22 protein-coding genes and 2 pseudogenes are annotated in these 26129 nt (G+C 69.5%); 14 read left to right on the top strand and 10 right to left on the bottom strand.

The window, feature by feature from the left end:
- The 4 genes from ACLD7X_RS05795 to ACLD7X_RS05780 form a co-directional block, all read right to left on the bottom strand.
- Nucleotides 1-1228, bottom strand: a 1228-nt coding sequence (locus ACLD7X_RS05795) for a GTP-binding protein (protein WP_411422559.1), incomplete at its 3' end; no start/stop codon positions are given.
- Nucleotides 1229-1231: 3 nt separating this feature from the next.
- Complete coding sequence (locus ACLD7X_RS05790) at nucleotides 1232-3403, bottom strand: transglycosylase domain-containing protein (protein ID WP_411422558.1); 2172 nt, start codon at nucleotides 3401-3403, stop codon at nucleotides 1232-1234.
- Nucleotides 3384-3851, bottom strand: coding sequence for a signal peptidase II (gene lspA / locus ACLD7X_RS05785; protein WP_411422557.1), 468 nt, complete (start codon nucleotides 3849-3851; stop codon nucleotides 3384-3386). Before lspA ends, ACLD7X_RS05790 begins: the two co-directional genes overlap by 20 nt.
- Nucleotides 3848-4543: a biotin transporter BioY gene (locus ACLD7X_RS05780; protein ID WP_411422556.1), complete on the bottom strand. Its 696-nt coding sequence runs from the start codon at nucleotides 4541-4543 to the stop codon at nucleotides 3848-3850. Before ACLD7X_RS05780 ends, lspA begins: the two co-directional genes overlap by 4 nt.
- Between ACLD7X_RS05780 and ACLD7X_RS05775 the strand changes: the two genes are divergently transcribed.
- Nucleotides 4542-4913 carry an NAD(P)H dehydrogenase assembly family protein gene (locus ACLD7X_RS05775; protein ID WP_411422555.1) on the top strand — a complete coding sequence of 124 codons (372 nt, stop codon included), beginning with the start codon at nucleotides 4542-4544 and terminating at the stop codon, nucleotides 4911-4913. The two genes, ACLD7X_RS05780 and ACLD7X_RS05775, sit on opposite strands and share 2 nt — an antisense overlap.
- Nucleotides 4914-4973: 60 nt before the next feature.
- On the opposite strand, the gene ACLD7X_RS05770 is transcribed toward ACLD7X_RS05775, so the two are convergent.
- Nucleotides 4974-5855, bottom strand: a complete 882-nt coding sequence (locus tag ACLD7X_RS05770; RefSeq protein ID WP_411422554.1) for a ferritin-like domain-containing protein — start codon at nucleotides 5853-5855, stop codon at nucleotides 4974-4976.
- A 107-nt stretch (nucleotides 5856-5962) separates the two neighbouring features.
- On the opposite strand from ACLD7X_RS05770, the gene ACLD7X_RS05765 reads away from it, so the two are divergent.
- A complete protein-coding gene (locus ACLD7X_RS05765; RefSeq protein WP_412006674.1) occupies nucleotides 5963-6451 on the top strand; it encodes a hypothetical protein in 489 nt (162 codons plus the stop codon).
- A gap of 15 nt (nucleotides 6452-6466) precedes the next feature.
- Here the strand turns inward: ACLD7X_RS05765 and ACLD7X_RS05760 are convergent, their stop codons facing one another.
- Nucleotides 6467-7753 carry a M16 family metallopeptidase gene (locus tag ACLD7X_RS05760; protein WP_411422552.1) on the bottom strand — a complete coding sequence of 429 codons (1287 nt, stop codon included), beginning with the start codon at nucleotides 7751-7753 and terminating at the stop codon, nucleotides 6467-6469.
- A gap of 24 nt (nucleotides 7754-7777) precedes the next feature.
- Nucleotides 7778-9106 carry a M16 family metallopeptidase gene (locus ACLD7X_RS05755; RefSeq protein ID WP_411422551.1) on the bottom strand — a complete coding sequence of 443 codons (1329 nt, stop codon included), beginning with the start codon at nucleotides 9104-9106 and terminating at the stop codon, nucleotides 7778-7780.
- A gap of 21 nt (nucleotides 9107-9127) precedes the next feature.
- On the opposite strand from ACLD7X_RS05755, the gene ACLD7X_RS05750 reads away from it, so the two are divergent.
- The 11 genes and pseudogenes from ACLD7X_RS05750 to ACLD7X_RS05700 all read left to right on the top strand — a co-directional run bounded on the left by ACLD7X_RS05750 (nucleotide 9128) and on the right by ACLD7X_RS05700 (nucleotide 20182).
- Nucleotides 9128-9898, top strand: coding sequence for a phycocyanobilin:ferredoxin oxidoreductase (locus ACLD7X_RS05750; RefSeq protein ID WP_411422550.1), 771 nt, complete (start codon nucleotides 9128-9130; stop codon nucleotides 9896-9898).
- Nucleotides 9899-9915: 17 nt separating this feature from the next.
- Complete coding sequence (locus ACLD7X_RS05745; protein WP_411422549.1) at nucleotides 9916-10827, top strand: HlyD family efflux transporter periplasmic adaptor subunit; 912 nt, start codon at nucleotides 9916-9918, stop codon at nucleotides 10825-10827.
- On the top strand, nucleotides 10827-11999 hold the full coding sequence (devC, locus tag ACLD7X_RS05740) for an ABC transporter permease DevC (RefSeq protein WP_411422548.1): 1173 nt from the start codon (nucleotides 10827-10829) through the stop codon (nucleotides 11997-11999). The genes ACLD7X_RS05745 and devC overlap by 1 nt, the downstream gene beginning before the upstream one ends.
- Complete coding sequence (locus ACLD7X_RS05735; RefSeq protein ID WP_411422547.1) at nucleotides 11999-12748, top strand: DevA family ABC transporter ATP-binding protein; 750 nt, start codon at nucleotides 11999-12001, stop codon at nucleotides 12746-12748. The genes devC and ACLD7X_RS05735 overlap by 1 nt, the downstream gene beginning before the upstream one ends.
- 49 nt (nucleotides 12749-12797) lie before the next feature.
- Nucleotides 12798-12953, top strand: a complete 156-nt coding sequence (locus ACLD7X_RS05730; protein WP_006171625.1) for a hypothetical protein — start codon at nucleotides 12798-12800, stop codon at nucleotides 12951-12953.
- A gap of 183 nt (nucleotides 12954-13136) precedes the next feature.
- Nucleotides 13137-14069 (top strand): glycosyltransferase family 2 protein, encoded by a 933-nt coding sequence (locus ACLD7X_RS05725; RefSeq protein ID WP_411422546.1) that lies wholly within the window; start codon nucleotides 13137-13139, stop codon nucleotides 14067-14069.
- A 213-nt stretch (nucleotides 14070-14282) separates the two neighbouring features.
- Nucleotides 14283-14990: pseudogene (rpsB, locus tag ACLD7X_RS05720) on the top strand (30S ribosomal protein S2); the annotation flags it as partial.
- Nucleotides 14991-15062: 72 nt separating this feature from the next.
- Complete coding sequence (gene tsf, locus ACLD7X_RS05715; protein ID WP_411422545.1) at nucleotides 15063-15719, top strand: translation elongation factor Ts; 657 nt, start codon at nucleotides 15063-15065, stop codon at nucleotides 15717-15719.
- 48 nt (nucleotides 15720-15767) lie between these two features.
- Nucleotides 15768-16943 carry a hypothetical protein gene (locus ACLD7X_RS05710; protein WP_411422544.1) on the top strand — a complete coding sequence of 392 codons (1176 nt, stop codon included), beginning with the start codon at nucleotides 15768-15770 and terminating at the stop codon, nucleotides 16941-16943.
- A complete protein-coding gene (gene recG, locus ACLD7X_RS05705; RefSeq protein WP_411422562.1) occupies nucleotides 16940-19396 on the top strand; it encodes an ATP-dependent DNA helicase RecG in 2457 nt (818 codons plus the stop codon). The genes ACLD7X_RS05710 and recG overlap by 4 nt, the downstream gene beginning before the upstream one ends.
- A gap of 60 nt (nucleotides 19397-19456) precedes the next feature.
- A complete protein-coding gene (locus tag ACLD7X_RS05700; RefSeq protein ID WP_411422543.1) occupies nucleotides 19457-20182 on the top strand; it encodes a M15 family metallopeptidase in 726 nt (241 codons plus the stop codon).
- On the opposite strand, the gene ACLD7X_RS05695 is transcribed toward ACLD7X_RS05700, so the two are convergent.
- Both ACLD7X_RS05695 and sir read right to left on the bottom strand, forming a co-directional pair.
- On the bottom strand, nucleotides 20155-20520 hold the full coding sequence (locus ACLD7X_RS05695) for a hypothetical protein (RefSeq protein WP_411422542.1): 366 nt from the start codon (nucleotides 20518-20520) through the stop codon (nucleotides 20155-20157). The genes ACLD7X_RS05700 and ACLD7X_RS05695 overlap by 28 nt on opposite strands.
- 3 nt (nucleotides 20521-20523) lie before the next feature.
- Nucleotides 20524-22245, bottom strand: a complete 1722-nt coding sequence (gene sir, locus ACLD7X_RS05690) for a sulfite reductase, ferredoxin dependent (RefSeq protein WP_425625104.1) — start codon at nucleotides 22243-22245, stop codon at nucleotides 20524-20526.
- A gap of 109 nt (nucleotides 22246-22354) precedes the next feature.
- Here sir and glyS point away from each other — a divergent pair, with 109 nt between their 5' ends.
- Nucleotides 22355-24520 (top strand): glycine--tRNA ligase subunit beta, encoded by a 2166-nt coding sequence (gene glyS, locus ACLD7X_RS05685; RefSeq protein ID WP_412006673.1) that lies wholly within the window; start codon nucleotides 22355-22357, stop codon nucleotides 24518-24520.
- A 292-nt stretch (nucleotides 24521-24812) separates the two neighbouring features.
- Here the strand turns inward: glyS and chlP are convergent.
- A pseudogene (chlP, locus tag ACLD7X_RS05680) lies at nucleotides 24813-26027 on the bottom strand (geranylgeranyl reductase); the annotation flags it as partial.
- Nucleotides 26028-26129: the final 102 nt, after the last annotated feature.

Raw genomic sequence — 26129 nt, 5'->3', positions numbered from 1 at the left:
TGCGACCCAGGGAGAGGGCCAGGTCCTGGGCACTCTCCCGGCTCAGGCTGACGCCGTAGATCCGGCCGATCTCCACCACCATCTGGGCGTTCACCGCAGCGGCACCCAGCAGGTCAACGCCGGGCAGGGGGGTGACCGCCAGAACCCCGGCGCCGATCCACATGTAGCGGTCGACGATGCGCAGGGCGTCATCGCGGCGCTGGTCGGCCAGCAGCTGGCGGGTGGCATCCCCCAGCCGACGGCACTGGAGCAGCAGATTGTCGGCGATCAGCTCTTCGCCGTCGGCGTGGAGCACGGCGGCGAGGCGCCTCAACAGGGCCTCCACCTCGGGCGGAGGCTGCAGCGGCCGCCCCCCCGGCATGGGGATCGTCTGGGGTGAGGCACTGGCGGGGATCACATCGGCGGGCGCGATGCGGCCGGCCGTGCGGCGGCGCAGCAGCGCGAGCAGGCGTGCCTCCTCGTCCTCGCCGCGCAAGTCGCACTTGTTCAGCACCAGGAGCAGGCGCTTGCCCAGGCTGGCCAACGCCTCGAACACCTGCCACTCCGAGGCCCGCAGATCCCCGTCCACCACCACCAGGAGCAGATCGGCGCGGCTGGCCTGCTGGCGGGCGTGCCGCTCGCGGGCCTGGCCATCACGGCCGGCCTCGAGGATCCCGGGGGTGTCCACCAGCCAGACCGCCCGCTGCAGCCCCCGGAGCCGCAGGCGGTAGGGCGTGCTCTCCCGGGTGGATCCCATCGGGGCACCGACCTCCCCCACCAGCTCCTGGAGGAGGGCCCGCACCAGTGAGGTCTTCCCCGCCGATCCTGTGCCGAACACGACGATCACCAGGTCCCCCCGCTCCAGTTCGACGGCCATGCGCCGGCGCTCCTGGTCCAGCGCCTCACGCTCCACCGCATCGCGAACCCGCGCCAGGGTCTGGTCGATCGCCTCGAGGTTGCGGGCGGCCGCCTCCCGGCGGGATGACGGCGCTTCCGGCGGCAGGGCGTTGCGTTCGCCGCCGCCCTTCGAGGAGCGCCCCAACGAGCGGATCCACGGCCAGGCGAGCTGGGCCAGCAGCAGCACGGCACCGGCCAGCAGCAGGAACACCACCGGGCCCACCAGCCCGTAGGGCAGAACCCCGCTCAGTTGCCAGACCAGCTGGTTGATCGCCTGCAGCACCATCCCCACGACCAGCAGGGCCAGCAGCAGCAGGCCCGCGGCAAGCCAGAGACGGGTGCGGTTCTTCACGGCCTAGGAAGCGGTGGCCCGGAGGATGTCGCCCCACAAGCCAGCGGCGATCGCACTGGAGCCCTGGGTGGGCGCATTGTCATCGTTGCCGAGCCAGATGCCCACAACCCAGTGGCGCCTGGGCTCGTACCCCACGAACAGCAGATCGCGCGCCTCGTTGCTGGTGCCGGTCTTGCCGCCCTCCTGGCCACCGAGCCGGGCGGCGCGCCCCGTGCCGCTGCTCACGACGGCCCGCAGCAGGTGCTGCATGGCACGGGCGGCTTCCGGACTGACGGCACGCCGCCCCGGTGAGGCACTGGCCGGGTTGCTGGCCTGCCGCTGGCGGCACCGGCCTGGATCCTCCCCAGGGCAGGTCTCGGCGTCCACCAGGCGCTTGATCGTGCTGGGGACGTGCCAGGTGCCGTCGTTGGCGATGGCGGCGTAGGCGGCGGTGAGCTCGAGCAGGGTCACCTCGCTCTGCCCCAGGGCCAGGCCCGGCACGGCAGCCAGCGGGCTGGTGATGCCGAGATCCCGCGCCTTCTGCACCACGGCTTCCAGGCCGACCTTCTGGGCCAGACGGAGGGCGGCGGTGTTGCTGCTGCGGGCGAAGGCACTGGTGAGACTCAGGCTGCCGCTGCAGTCACTGGCGAAGGACTGGCCGCGCCAGCTCAGGGGACCGCACCCCACCGGGTCACCGGGTCGGCTCCCCCGTTCAAGGGCCACCAGGTAGGGGAAGAGCTTGAAGGTGCTGCCGGGCTGACGCAGGGCCATCGAAGCCCGGTTGTACTGGCTCTGTTCGTAGTCGCGCCCACCGACGATCGCGACGATGCCACCGTTGCGGGCATCCAGCACGACCACGGCTCCCTCGCCGATGCCCAGGCCACGGCTGCTGGCCAGCCGTTGCCGCAACAGGCGTTCCACCTGGCGCTGCACCGCGGGGTCGAGATGGGTGTCGATCAGGAAGTTGCCCTCGGCGGCCACGGCGGATCCGACCTGATCACTGAGATCGCGGCGCACCTGATCGGTGTAGAAGGGAGCACCGCGGAGCTCGGCGGCGCGGCGGCAGGCGTCGGGCGCCAGCTTGACCGGACTGCGCCGGGCCGTTCTGCCCGCATCGGCGCTCAGCCGTCCGGCATCCACCATCTTGTTGAGCACCCCATTGCGGGACTCGAGGGCGGCCTGGGGATCGAAGCAGGGGTCGTAACCGTTCGGGGAGGGCAGCAGGCCGACCAGCAGGGCGGCCTCCTCGAGCTTGAGCTCGGCCGCGGGCTTGTCGAAATAGTGGCGCGCCGCATCCTCGAAGCCCCATCCCACCCCGAGGTACACCCGGTTCAGATAGCTCAGCAACAGGTCGCGCTTGCTGAACCGGGCCTCGAGCTGGAGCGCCACCAGCAGCTCACGCCACTTGCGGCCCAGCGTTTCACCCTGCCCCACCTGGTCGGGGTAGAGGCTGCGGGCCAGCTGCTGGGTGAGGGTGCTGCCCCCCTCCAGCACGCGGCCGCCGATCAGGTTGGTGACCAGGGCCCGGGCGGTGCCGACCGGATCGACCCCGGGGTGCCACCAGAACCTGCCATCCTCGCTGGCGAGCAGGGCATCGATCAGCACGGCCGGGTAGTCCCGCAGGTTCGCCAGCTCCCGGTGCTCCAGCCCCTGCACCGAATTGATCGGGCGACCGCGGTTGTCGTAGAGGGCCAGGGGGCCGCGCACGGTCGCCAGACTTCCCCGGATCGGCCCCTGCAGCATCGAGAGGGCGAGCAGCAGCACGCCACCACCCGCCACGGTCACCAGTCCCAGGCTGGCCATCCGGACCAGGCGTTCCAGCTGGGGCATCGGCCGACGCTGAAACTCGAACTCCGGCACGCCGGGCTGGTGGCTGGGACCGAAGCGCACGCTGTCGCCATCCCGGAGCAGCAGCTGCTGAATCCGCCGACCACGCCACCACAGCCCGTTGGTGGAGCCGTTGTCGCTCAGCAGCCAGGTGCTGCCGCGCTGCTCGAGAAGGGCATGCTGACGGCTGACGGCGCCATGGTCGATGGGGATTTCCGAGGACGGATCCCGCCCCAGGCGGTAGGCGCCACTGTGCAGGGCGACCTGCCGGCCCCCCAGCCCGGGCAGGTGAATCAGGAGCTGGACCCGGCCCGGCTGGCTCAGCCGCCGCCAGCGCTGGCGCAGGGCCTCAAACGCGGCGATGGCCATGGCCCCTCAGCAGGTCGATGGCGAAGCAGAGCACGGCCAGGTTGATGGCGATGTCGGCGATGTTGAAGACCGGAAACGCCACGGGAACGAAGGCCAGAAAATCCACAACGGCCCCCATCCGCCAACGGTCGATCCCGTTGCCCACGGCGCCGCCGAGCAGGAAGCCCACCGCCAGGCTCCGCGGCAGGGTCATGACCGCTTGCCGGCGGATCCAGATCACCACCCCCAGGCCCACCAGCAGGCTCACCAGGCCCAGCATCTGGGTGGCCCCCGTGAACAGGCTGAAGGCCGCCCCGGTGTTGTGGGTGAGCTGCAGGGCCAGCACACCGGGAAGGAAGGGCTGGGGGAGGCCAGACACGAGGTTCGCGGAGGCCCAGGCCTTGCTGAGCTGGTCCAGCAGCACGATCAGGGCCGCCAGCCCGTAGCTGCGCCACTGGGGGGCCGTCACGAGGGAACCAGCAGAAGACGCCGCAGTCCCAGCGCCACCAGGGCGACGGCACAACAGAGCAGGAGCTGTGACAGCAGGGGAATGACGGAGTAACTGATCAGCAGCGAGAGGAGGGCCGGCCCCCAGCGGCCCGCCACCGCTCCGATCAGCAGGTTGAGCACGCCGCAGATCTGCACGACCGCCAGGCCGAGCAGGCTGGCCAGCAGCAGGTTGAGCAGGGAGTTCATGCCGCGCTGTCGGGCCAGCTTGCCGGTGACCCACCCCGCCGGAATGAACCCGGCCAGATAGCCGAAACCGGGATCCAGCAGGTAGGCCGCGCCACCGCCGCCATGGAAGACCGGCAGCTGGAACAGGCCGAGGCTCAGGTAGCCCACGGCCGCCAGAATCGCGCTGCGGGGGCCGCAGACCAGCGCCGTCAGCAGCAGGGCCGGGACCTGCAGGGTGATCGGCAGGGGGATCACGGCCCACTGACCGTCAGTGCCGGGGAAGGTCACGGCAGCCTGGATGAGCCCCCCGACCAGGATCAACAACAGGCCGGCAACCGCACCGCTCCAGTTCGCTAGGGCCCGCAATGCATCCGCACAGGTCTCGCCCCAGTCTGCCGTCTGGGGGTGAGGCTGTCGCGGCTGCACCCAGCCACTTCCCACCGGGCTTAGATGGGGAGCGTGGATGGGCAGGAGAAGGCTGGTCATGGCGGATCGCTCCAGGGCGGCGGACGACACGGCGGCTGAGCCAGCGGCTGAGGGAGCGGCTGAAGTGGCCGCTGAGATTGCCGCTGAAGTGGTCGCCGAGGTCGGCTCAACAGCGCCGTCGGTCGACGAAGACCAGCGCAGCGAAGCCAGGCGCTGGGCTGTCGGTGATTCCGCCTGTCTGCGGGGCCTGCCGCGCTACCTCAAGACCGCCGAACCGATGCCGATGCTGCGACCTCCGGATCTGGTGGACATCGGCGAGGTGGGGGTGGTCGTCGCGGAGCGGGCCCTCGGCCAGTTGGCCGTGCGCTTCCGCCGGGGCACCTTTCTGCTGGATTCAGGCCAGCTGACCTCCCCCGAGGGACTCCCCTGAGGGACTCCCCTGAGGGACTGCTCTGGGGGACTCCCCTGAGCAGCCCGCTCGGCAGGCGACTCAGTTCCGACCGGGCGCGCGGCCCTGCAGGCCACTGAGAAACATTGGCACGAACGTGTCGAAGAAGAGCTCGGGCTTCTCCTGCCACACGCGCCTGGCTGCCAGGAAGCGCGATTTCTGCAGGTCCGGTGCAAGCAGGGTCTGGGGCAGCCGTTCCAGCAGGTAGGCCGGCCGTTGCCAGGCAGGAATGGTGTTGGCGATGTCAACCAGATTGGCCAGGCGGCGCAGTTCAGCCCCTGCCGTGATATCCATGCCGGCGGCGTAGGCGGCGTGCTCGATCAGGGAATAGCGGTGCTTGGCCTCATCCACCCGCTGCCGGTGGGCGGGACTCTGACGGGCGATGCGGCTGAGCCAGCGGTTCCCCCAGCGCACATGACTGGCTTCCTCGGGAAGGATGCGCTCGAGCGTTGAACGGATCTTCTGGTTCTCCTCCGTTGGTGGCGCCTTCTTCAGGGCGTGGATGTGGGCGGAGAAGGTCTGACAGCCTCGCTTCTCGGTGGCATTGATCGAAGCCAGGGCCGCCACGATGCCATCCTCCTTGCGAAGGGTGGATTCGTTCTTGTCGAGCAGGCGATTCAGTTCGTCGATATAGGACGACGTGGGAGGATTGCCAATCGGTTCGCCCAGTTCGACCAACAGATCGGTGAGCCAGACAGCGTGGCGGGCTTCATCGTTGACATGGTGGGAGAGGTCCCGGACCAGCTCCGCAGGCTCGCCATCCAGGAACTCGATCAGGTTGGTGAGTTCCGAGCAGGACCGCTGTTCGTTGAAGCGGTAACTGTTGAGAAACAACATCTGCACATCCCGCTTCTGCACGACCTGATCCATCACCTCCCGCGCGCTGAGGTTGTTGGAGAGTTTCTTCGGGTAGGTGACAGGCATGAACCGTCAGGATCGTGACTTGACGTTAACGGCCCGGCACCGACCCGCGTGGCGGCCGGACTGGCCGCTGCCGGCTAGACCCGGGGAAAGATCCGGCGACATCGACCATGCGGCTGACCTTCGTGCCGATCCACGTGTTCCGCGAAACCCCTGCGGTCACGTTCTTTGACGCCAGCGTGCCGGAGAGCAACGGCTCCGACGTGGTGTTGCACACGGGAGCGGCGGTGTCCCCTCCCGATGCCGGGGGATTTCAGCAGTTCTACGTCCACGCGCACCAGATCGACCACAACCTGGTGCTGCAGGGTCGCCGCACCTACACGCTGCTCAACCCCGCCTGGCCGCACGTTCACCACGTGGTGCATCTCGAGCGGGTGATGGGCGCACTGCAGATTCCCACCGGCACTTACCACCGCTCGGTGTCCGGCGAGGAGGGCAGCCTGGTGCTGAACCAGGCAACACGGGATCCGGAGTTCACCTACGCCACCGAGTTCATTCCAGTGAACGTGGAACAGCGCCCCGATCTCCAGGCTGCTCTGGCCGCACCGGCCTGCGTATGGCGCTGGCGCAACGGTCACATCTGCCGCGACCCAGCCTGAACCGGCCGGCCCCGGTCAGCTCTGCAGCGCGGGCGCCCGCTTCTCCCAGATGGCCGCCGCCTGCGCGAGGGCATCCTGCGGACCGCAGAGGCTGAGGCGGGGCCGGGGCAGATGGCGCCGGGCGGCCGCGAGCAGCTGCTCGGGCGTCACGGTCTCGGCGAGCTCAAGCGTGCGGGCCACATAGTCCTCCCCGAGCCCATGGCCGAGCACGAGGGCCTGGCGATCGGCGATCTGGCCGCAGGTCTGGCGGCCCATGGCGTCCTGACCCCGGAACTTGGCCTTGGCCATGGTGAGGGCATCGGTCTCCAGGGGCTCTTCCAGAAGACGTTCCCATTCCTCCAGCAGGCAGCGGGTGGCCTCCATCGCCCGTTCCGCAGAGGTGGACAGATGCCAGACGAACGGCGTGGCACCGCAGCGGGCGGGCATGTGCACGCCCACGTCGTAGGCCAGCCCGCGCTCCTCCCGCAGCAGCACGAAGAGGCGGCTGGACATGCCCATCCCCAGATGGGCCTGGAGCAGACGCAGGGGCAGGGCATCGGGATCGCCCAGGGGCACCGTGGCGCTTCCCAGCAGCAGCACCACCTGCTCGGTGTCCTGCGGATGGAGGGCCAGCGAGGGGCCGGGCAGGCCAGGGGCACCCGCATGGCGCTGCGGCAGGGCGGTGGTCCAGGGGGTCTGCACCAGCTGGTCCACCAGGGCGGCCATCAGGCTGCCGTCCCCGGGGATGTCGCCACAGATCACCAGCAGTGCCCCCTCGTCCCCCAGCTGCTGGAGCAGGGGATGGAGTGTCCCCACGTCGAGCGCCTCGAGCTCGGCCTCCACCCCCAGGGGGTCATGGCCGTAGGGACCGTCACCGTAGAGCTGATGCCGCAGCTGGTCATGGGCCAGCTGGAAGGGGTCCTCCTGCTGGCGCTGCAGGCTCTGGAGGTTCAGCTGACGCTCCAGCTCCAGCTGGTCCGCTTCCAGGCTGGGCTGGCGGGCCATGGCCAGCAGCAGCGGCAGGAGGTCCGGGGCATCCTCGGTGGCGCACTTGAGGCTGATCACCAGCGCGTCCTCGTGGGCCTCACTGCGCAGGGCCGCGCCCCGGCCCTCGACCAGATCCGCCAGCTGTTCGGCGTCCAGCTGTCCGCACCCCCGGGTCATCAGTCCGGCCAGCAGCTGCATCGCCCCGCGGCCGCCCTGCGGGTCACGGCTGCTGCCGCCGCGGAGCCACAGGCGGGCCGCCACCAGCCCCACCCCCGGCCGGTGCTGTTGCACCAGCACGAGACCGCCGGGGAGGGTGTGCTGCAACCAGGAGGTCATGCGGGGGGTCTCATGCGGAGGGTCTCATGCGGGTACGGCCTCGAGCACGCAGGCGAGCGCGGGATCGAGCAGGGGCAGGGTCCGGGCCTGGAGCTCCGGCGCCGTCCAGCGGCTGATCTCCGCCAGAGGAGCATCGAGGCCATGCCGACGCCGCCACAGCAGGTTGCTGCCGATGGTGGCGGCCACCCCACCGGCAGATTCGAGCCCGAAGCGGTAACCATTCGCCACCAGACGCTGGGCCCGCAGCCATTCCTCTGCGGCCATGCCTGCCTCCGCGAGGTCCTGCCAGACCTCGCCGATCGTCTGGCGCACCAGAGGCAGATCGGGCTCCTCGCAGATCGCTTCGAGCAGGGCGAAGCTGCCGCACTCGAGCACGTGAAGGTCGAGGTCGACGCTCTCAACGATGCGCAGATCCTCCCGGAGCCGCTCCACCAGCCGGCTGCGGCGGCCCTCGGCCAGCACCGTGGTGAGCAGGTCGGCCCCCATCACGGCGTGCAGCTCGTGGGCGGGCGGCAGACCCCACAGCATCAGCAGCCGGGCGGACTCCAGCCGGGGCAGGGCGATGCGGTGCAGCCCGGGCTGCACGCTCAGGAGGGGGCGCGGTGCCGGTTCGGGAACGGTGGCGAGTCTGGCCAGCGCCCCCTCCCGCAGGCGCCGGGCCAGGAGCCCGGCGTCCGTGTCGGTCTGCTGGGAATCGAAGCTGGGATCCAGGGCGCCGCTGAGTGCCAGCACACAGGTGTTGGCCCCGTACAGGCGCTGCTGGAAGGCGCCCATGCTGGCCGGAGTGTGCTGCAGCAGAGCCTCCCGGCGTCCCAGGATCGGCTGGCCGTAGGCGTGGGGGCCACAGGCCTTCAGCAGCAGCTGCTGCAGGGCGACCTCATCGGGCTGATCCTCGCTCTGGGCGAGCTCCTCGAGCACCACCTGCCGCTCCAGCTGGAAGGCCTCCGCCTCCAGCCGAGGCTCCAGCACCAGCTCCAGCAGCAGATCCAGGGCATCAGCCGCCGCCGCCGGCGGAATCAGCACGTGGTAGTGCACATCATCGAAACCGGTGGCGGCATTGCTGTTGCCACCCATGGCCTCGATCCGGCGGTCGAACTCCCCCGCATCCAGCCCCTCGCTCCCCTTGAACACCATGTGCTCCAGGAAGTGGGCCAGGCCGCTTTCCTCGGGTCGTTCGTAGACACTGCCGGCGCGGCACCAGAAGTCGAGGCACACCAGTGGGGCCTCCGGCAGGGGAAGCTGCACCACCTGCGCTCCGTTCGGCAGCAGCTCCACCCGGGGGTCGGCCAGACCTGGCAAGCGGCGGGAGGGAGGGGCCAGGGGCAAGGGGTGGGTGCATGGCAGGATCGGCATTCTGCTGGCTGGTGATCCCCTGTGAGCACCGTTGAGGTCGAATCCGGGGCCCTGGGCGGGGCCGCAACCAGAGCCAGCGGTGGGATCCATCCCCTGGTCGACGCCCTTGCCGAACGCATCCGCGCCAGCTGGCAGACCCTTCCTGGCCTCGCGCCGCTGCCCATCGACCCGGAGCTCGAGGCGATCAGCGGCAGCCTCGATGGCGAGGCCCTGTTCATCCGCAACGAGCTGCGCCAGTGCCGGGGCCTGCGCAAACTCCACCTCGAAACGGCCCGGCTGGGGGCCGGCCTGCAGATCCTCCACTGCGTGCTGTTTCCTGATCCCCGCTTCGACCTGCCGGTGTTCGGCGCCGACATCGTCGCCGGCCCGGCCGGCGTGTCTGCGGCCATCGTCGATCTTTCCCCCGTGACCGGGTCACTGCCGGCCGGCATCAGCACGGCGTTGGCGAACCGTCATCCGCGCCGCTACCAGCAGGAACGGGAGCTTCCTGGCTGGGGGTCGATCTTCTCGCCCCATGTGCGCTTCGTGCGGCCGGTCACGCCCGAGGAGGAAGCCTCCTTCATCGCCGAGGTCGGCGAGTTCCTGGCGGTGCTGAGCGACGCGCTGCGCAGCAGCGAGGCTCAGGCCGTGGATGCCCCAGCTACGGTTGATCGATGGAACGGCCAACTCCGATATTGCAAGCAGCAGAAACAAAACGACAAGACCCGGCGGGTCCTCGAGAAGGCCTTCAACCGGGAGTGGGCGGACCGGTACATCGAAGAGCTCCTTTTCGACGATCCTCCGGCCCTCTGACGCTGCTGGGACGGGAGGTGAGCCCCCGGCGTCTGTCGCTGATTCTCGGAGGCGCCGTGCTGGTGATCCTCGGCGGGGTGTTGCTCGCCCGTCAGGGGCGGCCCTCGGCGCCGAACCCCGCCTCCAGCCCGGCGACCCCCCTGCAGCCGGCTCGCTCGAGGATGGTCGCGGCCCTGGGGCGGCTCGACCCCCGGGGAGAGGTGCGCCAGGTCGCCGCCCCGATCAGTGGCATCGGCGGCAGCCCCCGCCTCACCCGCCTGCTGGTGCAGGAGGGGGATCAGGTGTCCGCGGGCCAGTTGCTCGCCATCTTCGACACGGCCCCGCCCCTGCTGGCCGAACGGCGCCTGCTCGATGTGCGCATCGCCAACCTGCGCAGCCGCCTCACCGTGCAGACCCGGGACATCGCCCGCTACCGCTCCCTCAGCCGCAGCGGTGCCATCCCCAGCGGTGAGCTCGACACCCGGGAAACCGACCTGCTCGAGCTCCAGGGGGAACTCCAGGAGGCCCTGGCGGAGCGCGACAAGGTCAGCGCCGATCTGCGGCTCACCGAACTTCGGGCCCCGATCAGCGGGACCGTGCTGCGGCTGCACGCCCGGGTGGGTGAACGTCCCGGCGACGACGGCGTGCTCGCCCTGGGTGCCAGCGAACGGATGGAGGCCCTGATCGAGGTCTACGAGAGCGACATCGACCGGATTCGCCTCGGTCAGACCCTCACCCTCACCAGCGAGAACGGCGGCTTCGAGGGGAGCCTGCGCGGCCGGGTCGAGCGGATCAGTCCCCAGGTCCGGCAGCGCGAGATTCTCGAGACGGATCCCACCGGTGATGTGGATGCACGGATCGTCGAGGTGCGGGTGGCCCTGGATCCGCAGGATGCCCAACGGGTGCGGGAGCGCACCGGGCTCAAGGTGATCGCCCGCTTCGACCCCTGATGCTGGAGCGTTTCTGGCGGAGCCGGCGGATCCCCCTGGCCTGGCTGCTGTTGTCCCGCCAGCCGCTCAGGCTGGCCGTGGCCCTGGCGGGCATCGCCTTTGCCGGGATCCTGATGTTCATGCAGCTCGGCTTCCGGGACGGGCTGTTCGATGCCAGCGTCACGATCCACAAGCTTTTCGACACCGATCTGGTGCTGATGAGCCCCCGCACGATGAGTTCGATCGGCATGGCCGGGTTCCCCCGCCGGCGGCTGATCCAGGCGATGGCCGACCCCGCCGTACAGGACACGACGCCGGTTCACTGGAACCTGCTGCTCTGGAAGAACCCCGACAACGGCCGAACCCGCTCCATCCTGACCCTGGGTTTCGAGCCCAGCGATGCCCTCTTCGACGAGCCCGCCCTGAAGGCCCAGGCCCAGGTGCTCACCCAGAAGGGGCGCGTGATCTTCGATGAACGCTCCAGAAGCGAGTTCGGACCGATCGCCGCGTGGTTCCGCCAGGGCCGCATCGTCGAGACCGAGGTGGCGGGCACGCGGGTGCGCGTGGCCGGTCTGGTGAGCCTGGGACCCTCCTTCGGCGCCGACGGCAACATCCTGATGAGCCGGGAGACCTATCTGCAGCTCGTGCCGGGCACCCCACCCGGCAGCATCGAACTCGGGCTGATCCGCCTGGTGCCCGGGGCCGATCGCGAGGCCGTGCTGCAGCGTCTCGAGCGGGCCCTGCCTGACGACGTGCGGGTGTTCACCAAGGAGGGCTTCGAGGAATTCGAGAAGACCTACTGGCGCACCAGCACGGCGATCGGCTTCATCTTCACCCTGGGCGCCGCCATGGGCTTCATCGTCGGGTGTGTGATCGTGTACCAGATTCTCTATTCCGACGTGAGCGATCACCTGCCGGAATACGCCACCCTCATGGCGATGGGCTACCCGCTGCCCGGGCTGCTGGGGGTGGTGGCACGGGAGGGGCTGATCCTCGCCATCCTGGGTTACCTCCCGGCCTATGCCGCCGGTCAGGGCCTCTACGCCCTGGTGCGCAGCGGCACCAATCTGCCGGTCAGCATGAACACCCCGAGGGCCGTGATCGTCTTCACCATGATTCTGGTGATGTGCATGGGTTCAGCCGCCCTGGCCATGCGCCGCCTGGGGGATGCCGATCCCGCGGAGATCTTCTGATGACGCCCGCGCCCACCCCTGCCGCCACCGACCCGGACGCCACCTCCCCCCTGGTGGAGGTCCGGGGGCTGAGTCACTGGTACGGATCGGGATCGATGCGCCGCCAGGTGCTGCAGGGGGTGGATCTCACCATCGCGCCGGGCGAGGTGGTGCTGCTCACCGGCCCCTCGGGCTGCGGTAAGACCACCCTGCTCACCCTGGTCGGCGCCCTCCGCCAGGTCCAGGAGGGCTCGGTGCGGGTGTTCGGCGAGGAACTGAACGGCGCAGGCCGGTCTGCCCGCCAGCGGCTGCGCCGTCACATCGGGATGATTTTCCAGGGGCACAACCTGCTGCGCTGCCTGAGTGCGGAGCAGAACGTGCAGATGGGTTCCGACCTGCTCGGCGGTCTGGGCTATCGCGCCCGGCGGGACCAGGCCCGCGAATGGCTGCGGCAGGTGGGCCTTGGGGATCAGCTCCACAAGCTCCCCCACGACCTCTCCGGTGGCCAGAAGCAGCGGGTGGCGATCGCCAGGGCCCTGGCGGCCCGGCCCCGGTTGCTGCTGGCGGACGAACCCACCGCCGCCCTCGACAGCCGCAGCGGGCGGGAAGTGGTCGATCTGCTGAAGGGCCTGGCGCGGGAACAGGGCTGCGGGGTGCTCATGGTCACCCACGATCCCCGCATCCTCGACGTGGCGGATCGGCTGGTGCAGATGGAGGACGGCCAGCTGTCGGCCGGTTCCCTGGAGCTGGTCGGTGCGGGTTACCGCTGAGCCCGGTTGGTTAGGCTGATGACTGATCTGACCCCAACGTGCCGACCATATGGCCAAACGCCGGAATCTGAAGAAGGAAAAGCAGGAACGCAACCGCGCCTACGCCCGCAAGTTCAAGAAGCGCAAGCTGCGCAACGATGGCCGCGGTGAAGGCGCCGGCAACGGCGTCACCGGCACCGCCAACAACGGTGGAGCCGCGGACTGAACCCTGGTCGGCGTCGCGCCGCCCACCAGTCCGTTGATCGGGATCCCGAGGGATCCCTTTTTTGTGGCCCGGGCCGTGGGCCGGCACGGGCGACGACCGCTGGGAGTCAGCCCGGGTCTGTGGGGCCCATCCTGCGCACGTCCATTCCGATCTCCCCGCCCCGCCATCCGGCCTTCGGCGCCCATGTTCATCAGCGTCGTCATCCCCACCTACAACCGGCTCCCCATCCTCGAGAAGTGTCTCCGGGCCCTGGAGCATCAGCAGGGCCATGCCGCCCTCAGCGGATACGAGGTGGTGGTGGTCGACGACGGCTCGACCGACGGCACCGTGGCCTGGCTCGAGGCCCACGCCGCCGAACTGGCCCATGTGCGGTTGATCTGCCAGGACCACGGTGGACCGGCTGAGGCCCGCAACCGGGGGGTCGCAGCGGGCCAGGGTGATGTGGTGGTGTTCATCGACAGCGACCTGGTGGTGACCCGCTCCTTCCTGGCCAGCCATGCGGCCGCCCTGGCGCACAGCTGGAGCGAACGGGGGGACCGACGCTGCTTCACCTATGGCGCTGTCATCAACACCGCGGATTTCGAGGATCCCACCCGGGAGCGCCACAAGCTCCGGGATCTCTCCTGGGCCTACTTCGCCACGGGCAATGTGGCGATTGCACGGGAGGTGCTTGAACAGGCCGGCCTGTTCGACACCGGCTTCAGGCTCTACGGCTGGGAGGATCTTGAGCTGGGCGAACGGCTGCGGCGGCTCGGGGTGCGCCTGGTCCGCTGTCCGGAGGCGGTCGGCTACCACTGGCACCCAGCCCTGCGGCTCGAGCAGATCCCCGATCTGATCCGGGTGGAGCAGGAACGCGCCCGGATGGGCCTGGTGTTCTTCCGCAAGCACCCCACCCGCCGCGTCCGCCTGATCATCCAGTTCACCTGGTTTCACCGCCTGCTCTGGGAGCTGCTCACCCTGGGCGGCCTGCTGAACGAGCGGAGTCTGCGGCCGTTGTTGGCCTGGTTGATCCGCCGCGATCGGGCAGCCCTGGCGATGGAGATCCTCCGCCTGCCGCTCAACCGGATCGGCGTTCGGGCGCTGCAGGCCCAGGCCCGGCGTGAGGGGCTGGCCTGACGCCGCACCCCGTTTGATAGGGTTCGTGGGTTCCACTCACACCGCACACCTGCGTGTTTCGGGTGATCTGGGGCGCAGCGGACGGTCAACAGCTGCAACGCACCGGTGTCGCGGGGCCATGAAGCCTCGAGCCCAGACGTTGAGGCCACCACCACCGCGGCCCCGCGATCCCTAGGCAGGTGGAGGCAAACCCGAAACCCCAACCCCAATCCCATGGCTGTCGTCACGCTCGCCGAAATGATGGAGGCGGGTGCCCACTTTGGGCACCAGACCCGTCGCTGGAACCCGAAGATGTCGCGCTACATCTACTGCGCGCGCAACGGCGTTCACATCATCGATCTGGTGCAGACCGCCGTCTGCATGAACAACGCCTACAAGTGGGTGCGCAGTGCCGCCCGCAGTGGCAAGCGCTTTCTCTTCGTGGGCACCAAGAAGCAGGCCTCCGAGGTGATCGCCCTGGAGGCCAACCGTTGCGGCGCCGCCTATGTGAACCAGCGCTGGCTGGGCGGCATGCTCACCAACTGGACCACGATGCGCGCTCGGATCGAGCGGCTCAAGGATCTGGAGCGCATGGAGTCCTCCGGCGCCATCGCGATGCGTCCGAAAAAGGAAGCTGCCGTGCTGCGGCGTGAACTTGAGCGGCTCCAGAAGTACCTCGGCGGCCTGAAGAACATGCGCCGCCTTCCCGATGTGGTGGTGCTCGTCGACCAGCGGAGGGAGACCAACGCCGTCCTCGAGGCCCGCAAGCTCGACATCCCCCTGGTGTCGATGCTCGACACGAACTGCGATCCGGATCTCTGCGACGTGCCCATCCCCTGCAACGACGACGCCGTGCGCTCCGTGCAGCTGGTGCTGGGACGCCTGGCCGATGCCATCAACGAAGGGCGCCACGGCTCCTCGGAACAGGCGCAGAGCGACGACGCCTGAACGGCGTCCCCTGGGAGTTCCGTTCCTGCACCATCCCCATCCATCGTCACCTGATCACCACACGTCATGGCTCAGATTTCGGCAAAGCTCGTCAAGGACCTGCGCGACAAGACAGGCGCAGGCATGATGGACTGCAAGAAGGCACTGTCTGAAACCAACGGCGACAGCGACAAGGCCATCGAGTGGCTGCGCCAGAAGGGCATCGCCTCCGCGGAGAAGAAGGCCGGCCGTACGGCCGCCGAAGGTGCTATCGGCTCCTACATCCATACCGGTGCCCGCGTTGGGGTTCTGGTGGAGGTCAACTGCGAGACCGACTTCGTGGCCCGGGGTGAGATCTTCCAGGAGTTGATCCGCAACGTGGCCATGCAGATCGCTGCCTGCCCTTCCGTCGACTACGTCACCACCGACGCCATCCCGGCCGAGGTGGCCGATCGGGAAAAGCAGATCGAGATGGGTCGTGATGACCTGGCCGGCAAGAAGGAGGAGATGAAGGAGAAGATCGTGGCCGGCCGGATCGGCAAGCGCCTCAAGGAAATGGCCCTGATGGATCAGCCCTACATCAAGGACAGCACCATGACCGTGGCCGAACTGGTGAAGCAGGTCGCTGGCAAGGTGGGCGAGAACATCCAGGTGCGCCGCTTCGTTCGCTTCAACCTCGGCGAGGGCATCGAGGTGGAGAAGATGGACTTCGCCGCGGAAGTGGCCGCCATGCAGGCCGCCTGATTCCACCGGCTCCCCAACCCCCTGCCCGATCCCAACCCAGCCACCGTCGTGGACTCCCTGCTGGAGGCGCGTCACCAGCTCGCCGGCATGCGCCGGGAGCTGCAGCGCGGCAATCCGGAGTTGTACCGGCACCTGGCCCTGTATCTGCAGGTGCTCCGCCAGAGCCTCCTCCAGGTCATCCAGCAGGCCTGTTTCCACCTGGCGACCCAGGTGCACCCCGACCGCTACTGCCGCATGACGGCGTCCAGCCGCACCGAGCTGCACGAGCGGATGGAGGATCTGGTGCGACGGGCCAGTGCCCTGCTGACCGTGGAGCAGGTGGCTGCCATGGCGGCGCAGATGGCCCGCCAGGAACGCCGTCCCCCCCAGCACCTCGCCAGCAGCGAGGCGCAGGAGCCCCAGGCGTTCAGCCCGGCGGGGAGGCCCCCGGGGAGGCCGGCCGGGAGGAATGATCCCGTCGGCTCGATCCAGCTGGGCATGGAGCCACCGATCGATCCCCGCCTTCTTCAGGGCCGCGATGCGGACGCGTCGGGCCCTGCAGGCCTCGAGGCAGCGTGGCCCGAGGTCGGGGCAACGGCCCCCGATCTGGCCGCCCTGCTCGACGCGATGGTCGAGGCGTTGGAGCCATCGGGGACCCAGGCTGCCGACACCCCCCAGGCTGCCGGGACCCCGGAACCGCTCGCCTCCCCCTGGGAGGGGGCGGTGCTGCCCACGGACCCCCCGACCCTGCTGCACTGGCTCGACGGCTATGAGCGGGCCCTGGCCAGACGGCTGCGCAACCTCTCCCACGCCCTCAATGTGCAGTTCCTCAGGCTGGGCCTGACCCGCGGTCTGCTCCCCGTCGGTCTCCTGGATGCGGCCCTCAGCGGGCAGGTGGAGCCCCTGCAGGCGCCCCCGAACCTGCTGCGGCTCTCCGTTCCCGTGGCGGTGGAGCCGGGGCCGGAGTCGGGCCCGGAGTCGATGGATCTGGTCGCTGTGCTGCTGCGCCTCCCCGATCTGGAACTGGAACAGCCCCAGCTGCGCACCTGCCGTAGCCGACTCCTCCAGCACCGCCAGGAGGTGCGCAGAATGGCGCAGCAGTATCGCCGCGTGCAGCGGCGGGTTCGGACCCTCGAGGCGGAGCGGCTGTGGCTGGAGGACAACCGCAGGCCCACGACCACCGGGGAGCAGAAGCAGCCTCCGCCGGACACCAGCCCCTCGCCGCCACACCCGAGAGCTGGCTGAGCACCCTGCAGCAGGCACTGCAACTGGAGGCGGACCGGGGCTTCACGGACCTGATGGGCCGCCGGGAGCGCTTCAGCGGCTTTCTGGCGCGCAACCTGCGTGAGGCCGACCCTGCAATGCCCGAGCCGCAGCAGCGTCAGGAGCTGGCCGCAGCCTTCGAGGGCTACGGGGAGCTGAGCCCGGGCCGGCGCCAGACCCTCGTGCGCCGCTGCCGGGAGCACCTGCACGCGCTGCGGCGCTCGCTGCAGCCGGCCACCCCGATGGGCCCGCCGCGGCTCCGCCTCACCGCGACGCCCTCGGCCCCTCCGGCCTCAACGGAGGGACGCGGCGGAGCGCCGGCTCCTGCCTGGAACCCGGAATCGCCCCTTGGCGAGATCCGGGGCATCGGTCCTCGAACCGCGGCGCGGCTGGCTCAGCTGGGCCTCTTCGTGGTGCGCGATCTGGTGCATTACTACCCCCGCGACTATCTCGATTACGCCAACCTGGTGCGGATCACGGGCCTGGAGGTGGGGCGCACCGCCACGATCGTGGCCACGGTGCGGCGTTGCCATGGATTCAGCAGTCCCCGCAACCCCAATCTGGCGATCCTCGAGCTCCACCTGAGCGACCCCACCGGGCGCATCCGGGTCAGTCGCTTCTTCGCCGGCCGGCGGTTCGCCAGCCCGGGCTGGCTGAAGAGCCAGGAACGGCAGTACCCGCCCGGAGCCACCGTGGCCGTCAGCGGCCTCGTGAAGGAGAGCCCCTACGGGCCTGCCTTCCAGGATCCACTGATCGAAGTGCTCGAAAGCCCCCAGGCCCCGGTGCGGCACAGCGCCATCGGCCGGCTGATGCCCGTCTACGGGCTCACCGAGGGACTGGGTGCGGACAGGTTGCGCCAGGCGATGGCCGCGGTGCTCCCCCTCGTCGAGCAGTGGGGGGACCCTCTGCCCGCCGACCTGCGGCGGGTGGAGCAGCTGATCGATCGGCCCCAGGCCCTGCAACAGATCCACAACCCCTCGACGCAGGAGCTGCTGCGGGCCAGCCGCCACAGGCTCGTGTTCGACGAATTTCTGCTGCTCCAGGTGGGCCTGCTGACACGGCGACGCGAACTCACCAGCCGGCCCGCCCAGCCGCTGCAGAGCCCCGGCGGCGACAGTCTGGTGACGCGCTTCCTGGCGTTGCTTCCCTTCCCCCTCACGGCGGCCCAGCAGCGGGTGCTCGATGAGATCCGCGCCGACCTGGCCCGCGAGCAGACCATGGCCCGCCTCGTGCAGGGGGACGTGGGCAGCGGCAAGACGGTCGTGGCGATCGGCGCCCTGCTCACGGCCATCGATGCGGGCTGCCAGGGCGCCCTGATGGCCCCCACGGAGGTGCTCGCCGAACAGCACTTCCGCAAGCTGGCTGCCTGGTTGCCCCAGCTGCACGTGAGTTGTGCTCTGCTCACCGGTTCCACGCCGGCGCGGCGGCGGCGGGAGCTGCTCACGGACCTGGCCAATGGCCAGCTGCAGCTTCTGGTCGGCACGCATGCCCTGCTGGAGGATCCGGTCGCCTTCGCCCGGCTGGGGTTGGTGGTGGTGGATGAGCAGCACCGCTTCGGAGTCGCCCAGCGGAACCGACTGCTCGCGAAGGGCCTCCAGCCCCATCTGCTCACGATGACGGCCACCCCGATCCCACGGACGCTGGCCCTGTCCCTGCACGGGGATCTCGAGGTCAGCCAGATCGATGAACTCCCACCGGGGCGGACGCCGATCCGGACCACCCTGCTGCGGGGCTCCGAACGGGATCGGGCTTACAGCCTGATCCGGGACGAGGTGGCCCGGGGCCAGCGGGCCTATGTGGTGCTCCCCCTGGTGGAGGAATCGGAGAAGCTCGATCTGCGCTCCGCGGTGGAGGTGCATCGGCAGCTGAGCCAGGAGATCTTTCCCGACCTCATGGTCGGGCTGCTGCATGGCCGCATGGCCAGCCAGGAGAAGCAGAAGGCGATCCAGGCCTTCGCCGCCGGCCAGAGCCAGGTGCTGGTCAGCACCACCGTGGTGGAGGTGGGCGTCGATGTGCCGGAGGCCTCGGTGATGGTGATCGAGCATGCCGAGCGCTTCGGCCTGGCCCAGCTGCACCAGTTGCGCGGCAGGGTGGGCCGGGGTGCGGCGGCCTCCCATTGCCTGCTGCTCAATGACAGTCGCCAGGCCCAGGCGAAGCAGCGGCTGGACGTGCTGGTGCGCTCCACGGACGGCTTCGAGATCGCCGAGATGGATCTGCGCCTGCGGGGCCCTGGCCAGGTGCTCGGCACCCGGCAGTCGGGCCTGCCGGATCTGGCCCTGGCGTCCCTGAGCGACGACGGGGCGGTGCTCGAGCAGGCCCGCCGCGTCGCCCAGCAGATCCTGGGACAGGACCCGGAGCTCGCCCACCATCCCCAGCTCGCGGCGTTGCTGGCCCGCCAGCGGGCGCGGCTGACTGCCGCCGTGCGGCTCAACTGACAGGTGCCAGCCAGCCACGGACGCGGCTGGCCCAGACTGGACGCTGCCGTTCGGCCCGCGATGGCGCTGCGTCCCTGGAATGGCCTGGCGATCCAGCCCAGCTCCGAGCCCCTCTGTCCCCTGCCCGCGGAGCTGCTCCGTCTGGAGCCCCATCCCTACAGCGCCCTCGGGGCGCCCTATGGCGCCGCTGCCGGACCGTTCCAGCTGCGCCAGGGGGTGATCGAGCGTCTGCTGATGGCCCAGGCCAGCCTGCAGCGACTCCGGCCGGAGTGGCGGCTGGCGATCTTCGATGGCTGGCGCCCCGTAGCCGTGCAGGCCTTCATGGTCGAGCACACCATCCGGCAGCGCTGCGCCGAGCTGGGCCTGGACCCTGACGCGGCATCACCGGCACGGGAGGCAGTGGAGGTGGAGGTGGCTCGCTTCTGGGCCCCCCCGAGTCCGGACCCCCTCAGCCCTCCCCCCCACAGCACCGGTGCCGCCGTGGACCTGACCCTGGCCGATCAGTCCGGGCTCGAGCTCGCCATGGGATCTCCGATCGACGCGCTCGGGGCGGTGTCCGAACCGGATCACTTCGGCGCGCTGGCGCAGCGCAGTGTTGACCAGCAGCAGCGGCAGGAGGCGCTGCTCTGGCACGGTCGCCGCGCCCTGCTGCGCCAGGTGATGGAGGCGAGCGGCTTCGCCCAGCACCCGAACGAGTGGTGGCATTTCAGCTGGGGAGATCAGCTGTGGGCCTGGCGCACCGCGCAGCCCGCCGCGTTCTACGGACGGGTGGAGCCGGTGGTCTGAGCGCTGACGAGCTCCGTCCACAGCGCCGAAGCCGTCTCCCTGTCCATGAGGCCCTTGCTCACACAGCGCTGCAGACTGGAGCGCGTCATGTCGAGCTGCACCTTCCGCAGTTGCGCCAGCACGGTGGGGCTCTGGCTGGCGTAGGGCTCCAGCTGCCGCTCGAACGCCTCCCGGATGGTGGCGGGCTGGCAGGTGAGGGGATCGGGGTCGTAGATGGTGGGCTTCGAGGCCGGCAGGGCCGGTGCCCGGCGCCCCTGGGCCTGCAGGGGCAGCTCGGCGTGACTGATCAGCAGCAGGGCACCGAGGAGGGAGCTCAGCCCCATCAGGAGGTGCCCCATGGTTCAGGCCGCCGCCAGCATGGCTTCGACGGCCGGGCGGCCGGTCCTGGCGACGAAATCACCGAAGCTGCGCCGCCCTCCGGCGCTCTGCCAGGCACGCAGCAGGGGTTCAAGCGTGGTCTCCAGCTCGGCCAGAGGCAGGCGCTCCAGGTAGGGCTCGGCCAGGCGGCTGAGGTTGGGGGTGCCGCCGAGCCACAGCTGGTACTGGTCCACGCCGCTGCCCACCAGACCGATCTCCGCCATGTAGGGCCGCGCACAGCCATTCGGACAGCCGGTCATCCTGACCAGCACCGGTCGGGTGATCCCGAGGGTCTCGAAGAGCACCTCCAGGCGCTCCAGCACATCGGGGAGCACGCGCTCCGCTTCGGTCACCGCCAGCCCGCAGAGCGGCAGTGCCGGACAGGCGAGGGCGTGGCGGGCCAGGGGGCGGGGAGCCTCGGGGGAGGCGAATCCGAGCTGCTCGAGTTCGGCGCGGATGCTGCTGCGCTGGGCCGCGCCGATGTTGCACAGCAGGATGTCCTGGTTCGGGGTGAGCCGCAGTTCCAGCTTGTAGGTGTCAACAAGGCGCCGCAGACCCGGCTTCAGCTCTCCGGAGATCCGACCGCAGAGGATCGGCAGGCCGACGAACCAGAGGCCCTGGCTCTGGCGGTGCCAGCCGAGATAATCCTCCAGCTTCGCCTTCGGCTCTAGGCGCATCCCCTTGATCGGATGGGCGAAGTACGTCGCTCTGAGCTCCTGGCGGAACCAGTCCACGCCCCGGTCGTGGATGAGGTACTTCATGCGGGCATGGCGGCGCAGCTGGCGGTCGCCATGGTCCCGCTGCAGGGCCACGATGGCCTGCACGAGCTCCAGCAGGTGCGGATAGGCCACATAACCCAGAGGGTCGGCCGTGCGGGCGAAGGTCTCCTCCTTGTTGTGGGTGCGGCCCATGCCGCCGCCGACGTAGACATTGGCCCCTTGCGGGCGCCCCTGGGGGTCGGTGAACAGGACCAGGCCGATGTCCTGGGTGAGCAGATCGACCGAGTTGTCTCCCGGAACCGTCACCGCCACCTTGAACTTGCGGGGCAGATAGGTGGCCCCGTAGAGGGGTTCCTCGGAGTCGCCGCTGTACACCCCACTCTGGTGCTGGGCCTCCTTCACCTTCCGGGCCGCTGGGCTGGGTTTGATGCGGTAGCTGAGGTCCCCATCGACCCAGAGATCCAGGTAGGAACCCTCGGCGGCCTGGGGGGCCAGCAGATCCGCGATGTCGTCGGCCAGCTGCCGGGCCGCGGGGTAGCCGCCCTTGGAGAACGGGGCCGCCGGAGCCATCACGTTCCGGTTGATGTCACCGCAGGCGGCCAGGGTGGAGCCCAGGGAGCGCACGATGGTGCCGATCACCTCCTTGAGGTTGTCCTTGCGCACCCCGTGCATCTGGAAGGCCTGGCGCGTGGTGGTGCGCAGGGTGCCGTTGCCGAGCCGGTCGGCCAGCTCGTCGATGGCCAGGTAGAGCTGTGCCGGCACCCGGCCGGCCGGGTTGCGCAGGCGCAGCATCATCTGCCAGTCCTTCGACTGGCCTTTCTGACGGTTGTCGCGGTTGTCCTGCTGGTAGCTGCCGTGGAACTTCAGGATCTGAACGGCACTGTCCGTGAAGTTCGGATCCGCATTGGCGAGTTCCGTGAGCAAGGGCTCGCGAAGATGCCCACTGGTGGCCTTGAGTTGCTCGAACTTCGTCGACCCAGACGTCACGGTTACGGCAACCACCCGATATCCGCCTGACGGTAGCGAACGGTGCAGGTCCTGAAGTCGGTCCGCCAGGGTCGGCTCCATAAAGTTGGCTGCTGCCGAAGCCCATCCCTTGTCGACGTTTCTGCTGGAGATCGGTACCGAGGAACTGCCGGCAGATTTTGCCCGGCTGGCCCTGCCCCAGCTGGAGACGGCCGTGCGGGCGGACCTGCGGGATCAGCGCCTGGTCCACGGGGCCATCCACTGCACCAGCACGCCGCGACGGCTGGCCCTCAGCGTGGAAGGACTGCCGGAGCGTCAACCGGATGCCAGCGAAGAACGCAAGGGTCCGCCGGCGGAGCAGGCGTTCAGGGACGGGCAGCCCACGCCGGCGGCGATCGGCTTCGCCCGTCGCTGCGGGGTGGAGCCCGAGGCCCTGGAGGTGAGGGCGACGCCCAAGGGCCCCTTCGTCTTCGCCAGCCGGGTCGAGCCGGGCCGCAGCACCGCTGCGGTGATGGCCCAGCTCATCCCGGCCTGGATCCAGGGGCTCCAGGGGAGGCGGTTCATGCGCTGGGGCGAGGGCGAGAGCCGCTTCTCCCGACCGTTGCGCTGGCTGGTGGCCCTGCTCGATGAGACGGTCGTCCCCCTGAGCCTCCCAGGTACGGATCCGGAAATCCGCTCAGGCCGCCTCAGCCGCGGACACCGGCTCCATGCCGACGCGGTTCCGATTGCGGCCGCCAACGCCTACAGCCAGACGCTCGGAGCGGCTGGGGTCATGGTGGAGCGGGAGCGCAGGGCCGCGCTGATCCGCTCCGGCGTGGAGCAGGCCGCTGCGGCACTGCAGGCCCGCCCCGACCTGCCCGACAGTCTCTTCGAGGAGCTCACCGATCTGGTCGAGGCCCCCCAGCTGATCGAGGGATCGATCGAACCCTCCTTCCTCTCCCTCCCGGCCGAGGTGCTGTGCACCGTGATGCGCGCCCATCAGCGCTACATCCCCCTGTACCGGCAGGGGGCGGCGGTCGACCCGCTGGCCTTCGAGGCCGCTGACGCACTGCTTCCCAGGTTTCTCTGCATCGGCAACGGGCTCCCCGCCGCGGACTCCCTGGTGCGCCGTGGCAATGAACGGGTGCTCAAGGCGCGGCTGGCGGATGCCCGGTTCTTCGTGGACGCCGACCGCGCCGTTGCGAGCATCGACCGGCGCGACCAGCTCGCCCGGGTGACCTTCGCCGAGGGGCTGGGGTCCCTGCGGGACCGGGTCGAGCGGATGGAATGGTGCACCGACGTGCTGCTGGAGGCCCTGCCCCTGCCGGACGTCGACGCCGACCATGCCCGCCGGGCCGCCCACCTCTGCAAGCACGACCTCGTCAGCCAGATGGTGGGGGAGTTCCCTGAACTGCAGGGCGTGATGGGCGCCAAGTACCTCCTGGCGGAGGGGGAGCCCCGGGAGGTGGCCGTGGCGGTGCTGGAACACTACCTGCCGCGTGGGGCCGGTGATGCCCTGCCGGCCACCGCAGCCGGTGCGGTTGTGGCCCTGGCCGAGCGGCTGGAGCTGCTGCTCAGCATCTTCGGAAAAGGGGAGCGTCCCACCGGCTCCTCCGATCCCTACGCCCTGCGTCGAGCCGGTAACGGAATCCTCCAGATTCTCTGGTCGCAGGGGTGGCGCGTGGATCTGGTCGCCCTGCTGGAACGGTGCACCAGCCACTGGGCGACGCTTCTGCCCGAGAGCCTTCCCGATCCCCAGGGGCTGGCGCTGGAGCTGATGGAGTTCCTCCGCCAGCGGATCAGCAGCCTGCTCGAGGAGGAAGGCCTCGACAGCGACCTGGTCCAGGCCGTGGCCGGTGAGTCCACCGCCACGGGGCGACTGCTGGGCGACCCCGGTGACGTGCGCGTCCGGGCCCGGCTGCTGCAGGATCTGCGCAGCCGGGGCACGCTCATGGCGATTCAGGCCGTCGTGACCCGGGCAGCACGGCTGGCGGACAAGGCGGAGCTGGCCCCGGATCTGCTCAGCCCCGCGCAGGTGGTGAACCCGAGCCTGTTCGAGAAGCCGAGCGAGGGGGCGATGCTGGCCGAACTGCAGCGGCTGGAACCCCTGGCTTCGGCCTCCACGGCCCAGGGATACGCAGGTCTCGCGGCTGCCCTGGCTGACAGTGCGCCGGTTCTGGCAGCCTTCTTCGATGGGGAGACCAGCGTGATGGTGATGGCGGAGGACCCCGGCGTGCGAGCCAACCGGCTGGCCCTGCTCGGGGTGCTCCGCAACCAGGCCGCGGTGCTGGGAGACTTCAGTCGCATCACGGGCTGACCCCCCCGGGACATGACGCCCGCCGCGGAACGTGCTTGGCGTGAGGTCCTCAGGGTGAGGTCCTCAGCGGGGCGCGTTCAGGGGCGCGCCCTCGCCTGCGCCAGGCTCACTTGCCGGAGAGAACCGGCTCGCGGCTGTCCCGCTCGACCTCCACGGCATCACGGCCGCCGGCCTCGGAGCCTGGGGTCGGCTCGCCGCGCATCCGGATGCCGCCCTTGATGGTGCTGACCGCGAGCATCGCATTGACCTCATCGTCGTCCCGCACGGCACTGTCGACCGGCTTGTAGCTCTGGGGAGCCAGGGCATTGCCCCGCAGGACGGCGCCGAGGGTGAGGAAGGTGAGCTTCAACTGCTGCCAGGGGTTCATGGCCACCACCCGCTTGTAGAGGTAGCTGTCGAAGGTGAGCCGCTGCACATCCTTGTCATCGCACATCTCCACGAAGGCCTCCCGTGCGGCATCGTTGCGGTAGAAGATGTTCTGGAGGATCTCCAGCACCTTGTAGGTGGCGCCGTACTGGCGGTCCCACTTCTTGAGGTACTTCTTGAGATCCGCCTCGGTGGGGATCCTCTGGCCGCCCTGGCTGGACTCCACGATCTGCTCGGCGCACATCCGGCCACTCTTGGCCGCGAAATAGATGCCCTCACCGGAGCTCTTGGTGACGTAACCGGCGGCATCGCCCACCAGCGCCATGCGTCCCACCACCCGCCGGGGGCGGGGATGCTCGGGAATGGGATGGGCCTCCACCTTGATGACTTCACCATTGGCCAGCCGCTTCCTGGCGCGCAGCCGGATGCCCTCCTGCAGACCCTTGATCAGGGACTGGTTCTCCTGCATGGTGCCGGTGCCGACCGCCACATGGTCGTACTTGGGGAACACCCAGGCATAGAAGTCCGGGGACACGTCGGTGCCGACGTACATCTCCGCCAGATCCTCGTAGTAGCTCATCTCCTTGGCCGGGAGCTTGATCCGTTCCTGGAAGGCAATCGCCACGTTGTAGTCGCCCGCATCCATGGCCTTGGCCACGCGGCTGTTGGCCCCATCGGCGCCGACGATCAGGTCGACCTCCAGGGTCCTGGTCTCGCCGGTGGCCTCACCGGTGCCGTAATCGGAATAGGTGAGCGTGTAGGGGCCCTGGCGGTTCGCCCCGGTGTCGATCTTCGTGACCAGGCCGTTGACGAGATGGGCACCCAGCTCGGCCGCACGGTTGCGCAGGAAGGCATCGAGCACCTCCCGGCGGCACATGCCGATGTACTCGGCCTCATTCTCGAGATTGATGTCCACCTCCCGGTTGGAGGGCGAGATCATCTTCATGTGGCGCACTTTCCGGTCGATGATCGATTCCGGAAGGTCGAATTCAGACACCATGCAGAGCGGGATCGCGCCGCCGCAGGGCTTGGCGTTATCGAGCTTGCGCTCGAAGATCCAGGTTTCGATGCCGGCCTTGGCGAGGACCTCGGCGGCACAGGAGCCACTGGGGCCGCCGCCCACCACTGCGACACGCAACATCGGACAAACGCTCCGCCAGAAATGGTTCTGGCCGGAAGCTAACACTGTTGCTCGGCCCGAGGACGCCCATTCCGGCCTCCGCCCATAGGATCGTCACGCTTG

The sequence above is a fragment of the Aphanothece microscopica RSMan92 genome (assembly GCF_046613545.2).
Lineage (GTDB): Bacteria > Cyanobacteriota > Cyanobacteriia > PCC-6307 > Cyanobiaceae > NIES-981.
Note: the sequence above shows the minus strand (reverse complement) of the source record. Positions and strands in the feature narration are given on the sequence as shown.

What these genes read in the sequence shown, in the direction of transcription:
- ACLD7X_RS05790 (WP_411422558.1), bottom strand. Translation starts at nt 3,403, where the DNA reads ATGGCCATCGCCGCGTTTGAGGCCCTGCGCCAGCGCTGGCGGCGGCTG.
- ACLD7X_RS05775 (WP_411422555.1), top strand. Translation starts at nt 4,542, where the DNA reads ATGGCGGATCGCTCCAGGGCGGCGGACGACACGGCGGCTGAGCCAGCG.
- ACLD7X_RS05780 (WP_411422556.1), bottom strand. Translation starts at nt 4,543, where the DNA reads ATGACCAGCCTTCTCCTGCCCATCCACGCTCCCCATCTAAGCCCGGTG.
- ACLD7X_RS05770 (WP_411422554.1), bottom strand. Translation starts at nt 5,855, where the DNA reads ATGCCTGTCACCTACCCGAAGAAACTCTCCAACAACCTCAGCGCGCGG.
- ACLD7X_RS05765 (WP_412006674.1), top strand. Translation starts at nt 5,963, where the DNA reads ATGCGGCTGACCTTCGTGCCGATCCACGTGTTCCGCGAAACCCCTGCG.
- ACLD7X_RS05760 (WP_411422552.1), bottom strand. Translation starts at nt 7,753, where the DNA reads ATGACCTCCTGGTTGCAGCACACCCTCCCCGGCGGTCTCGTGCTGGTG.
- ACLD7X_RS05755 (WP_411422551.1), bottom strand. Translation starts at nt 9,106, where the DNA reads ATGCCGATCCTGCCATGCACCCACCCCTTGCCCCTGGCCCCTCCCTCC.
- devC (WP_411422548.1), top strand. Translation starts at nt 10,827, where the DNA reads ATGCTGGAGCGTTTCTGGCGGAGCCGGCGGATCCCCCTGGCCTGGCTG.
- ACLD7X_RS05735 (WP_411422547.1), top strand. Translation starts at nt 11,999, where the DNA reads ATGACGCCCGCGCCCACCCCTGCCGCCACCGACCCGGACGCCACCTCC.
- ACLD7X_RS05730 (WP_006171625.1), top strand. Translation starts at nt 12,798, where the DNA reads ATGGCCAAACGCCGGAATCTGAAGAAGGAAAAGCAGGAACGCAACCGC.
- ACLD7X_RS05725 (WP_411422546.1), top strand. Translation starts at nt 13,137, where the DNA reads ATGTTCATCAGCGTCGTCATCCCCACCTACAACCGGCTCCCCATCCTC.
- tsf (WP_411422545.1), top strand. Translation starts at nt 15,063, where the DNA reads ATGGCTCAGATTTCGGCAAAGCTCGTCAAGGACCTGCGCGACAAGACA.
- ACLD7X_RS05700 (WP_411422543.1), top strand. Translation starts at nt 19,457, where the DNA reads ATGGCGCTGCGTCCCTGGAATGGCCTGGCGATCCAGCCCAGCTCCGAG.
- ACLD7X_RS05695 (WP_411422542.1), bottom strand. Translation starts at nt 20,520, where the DNA reads ATGGGGCACCTCCTGATGGGGCTGAGCTCCCTCCTCGGTGCCCTGCTG.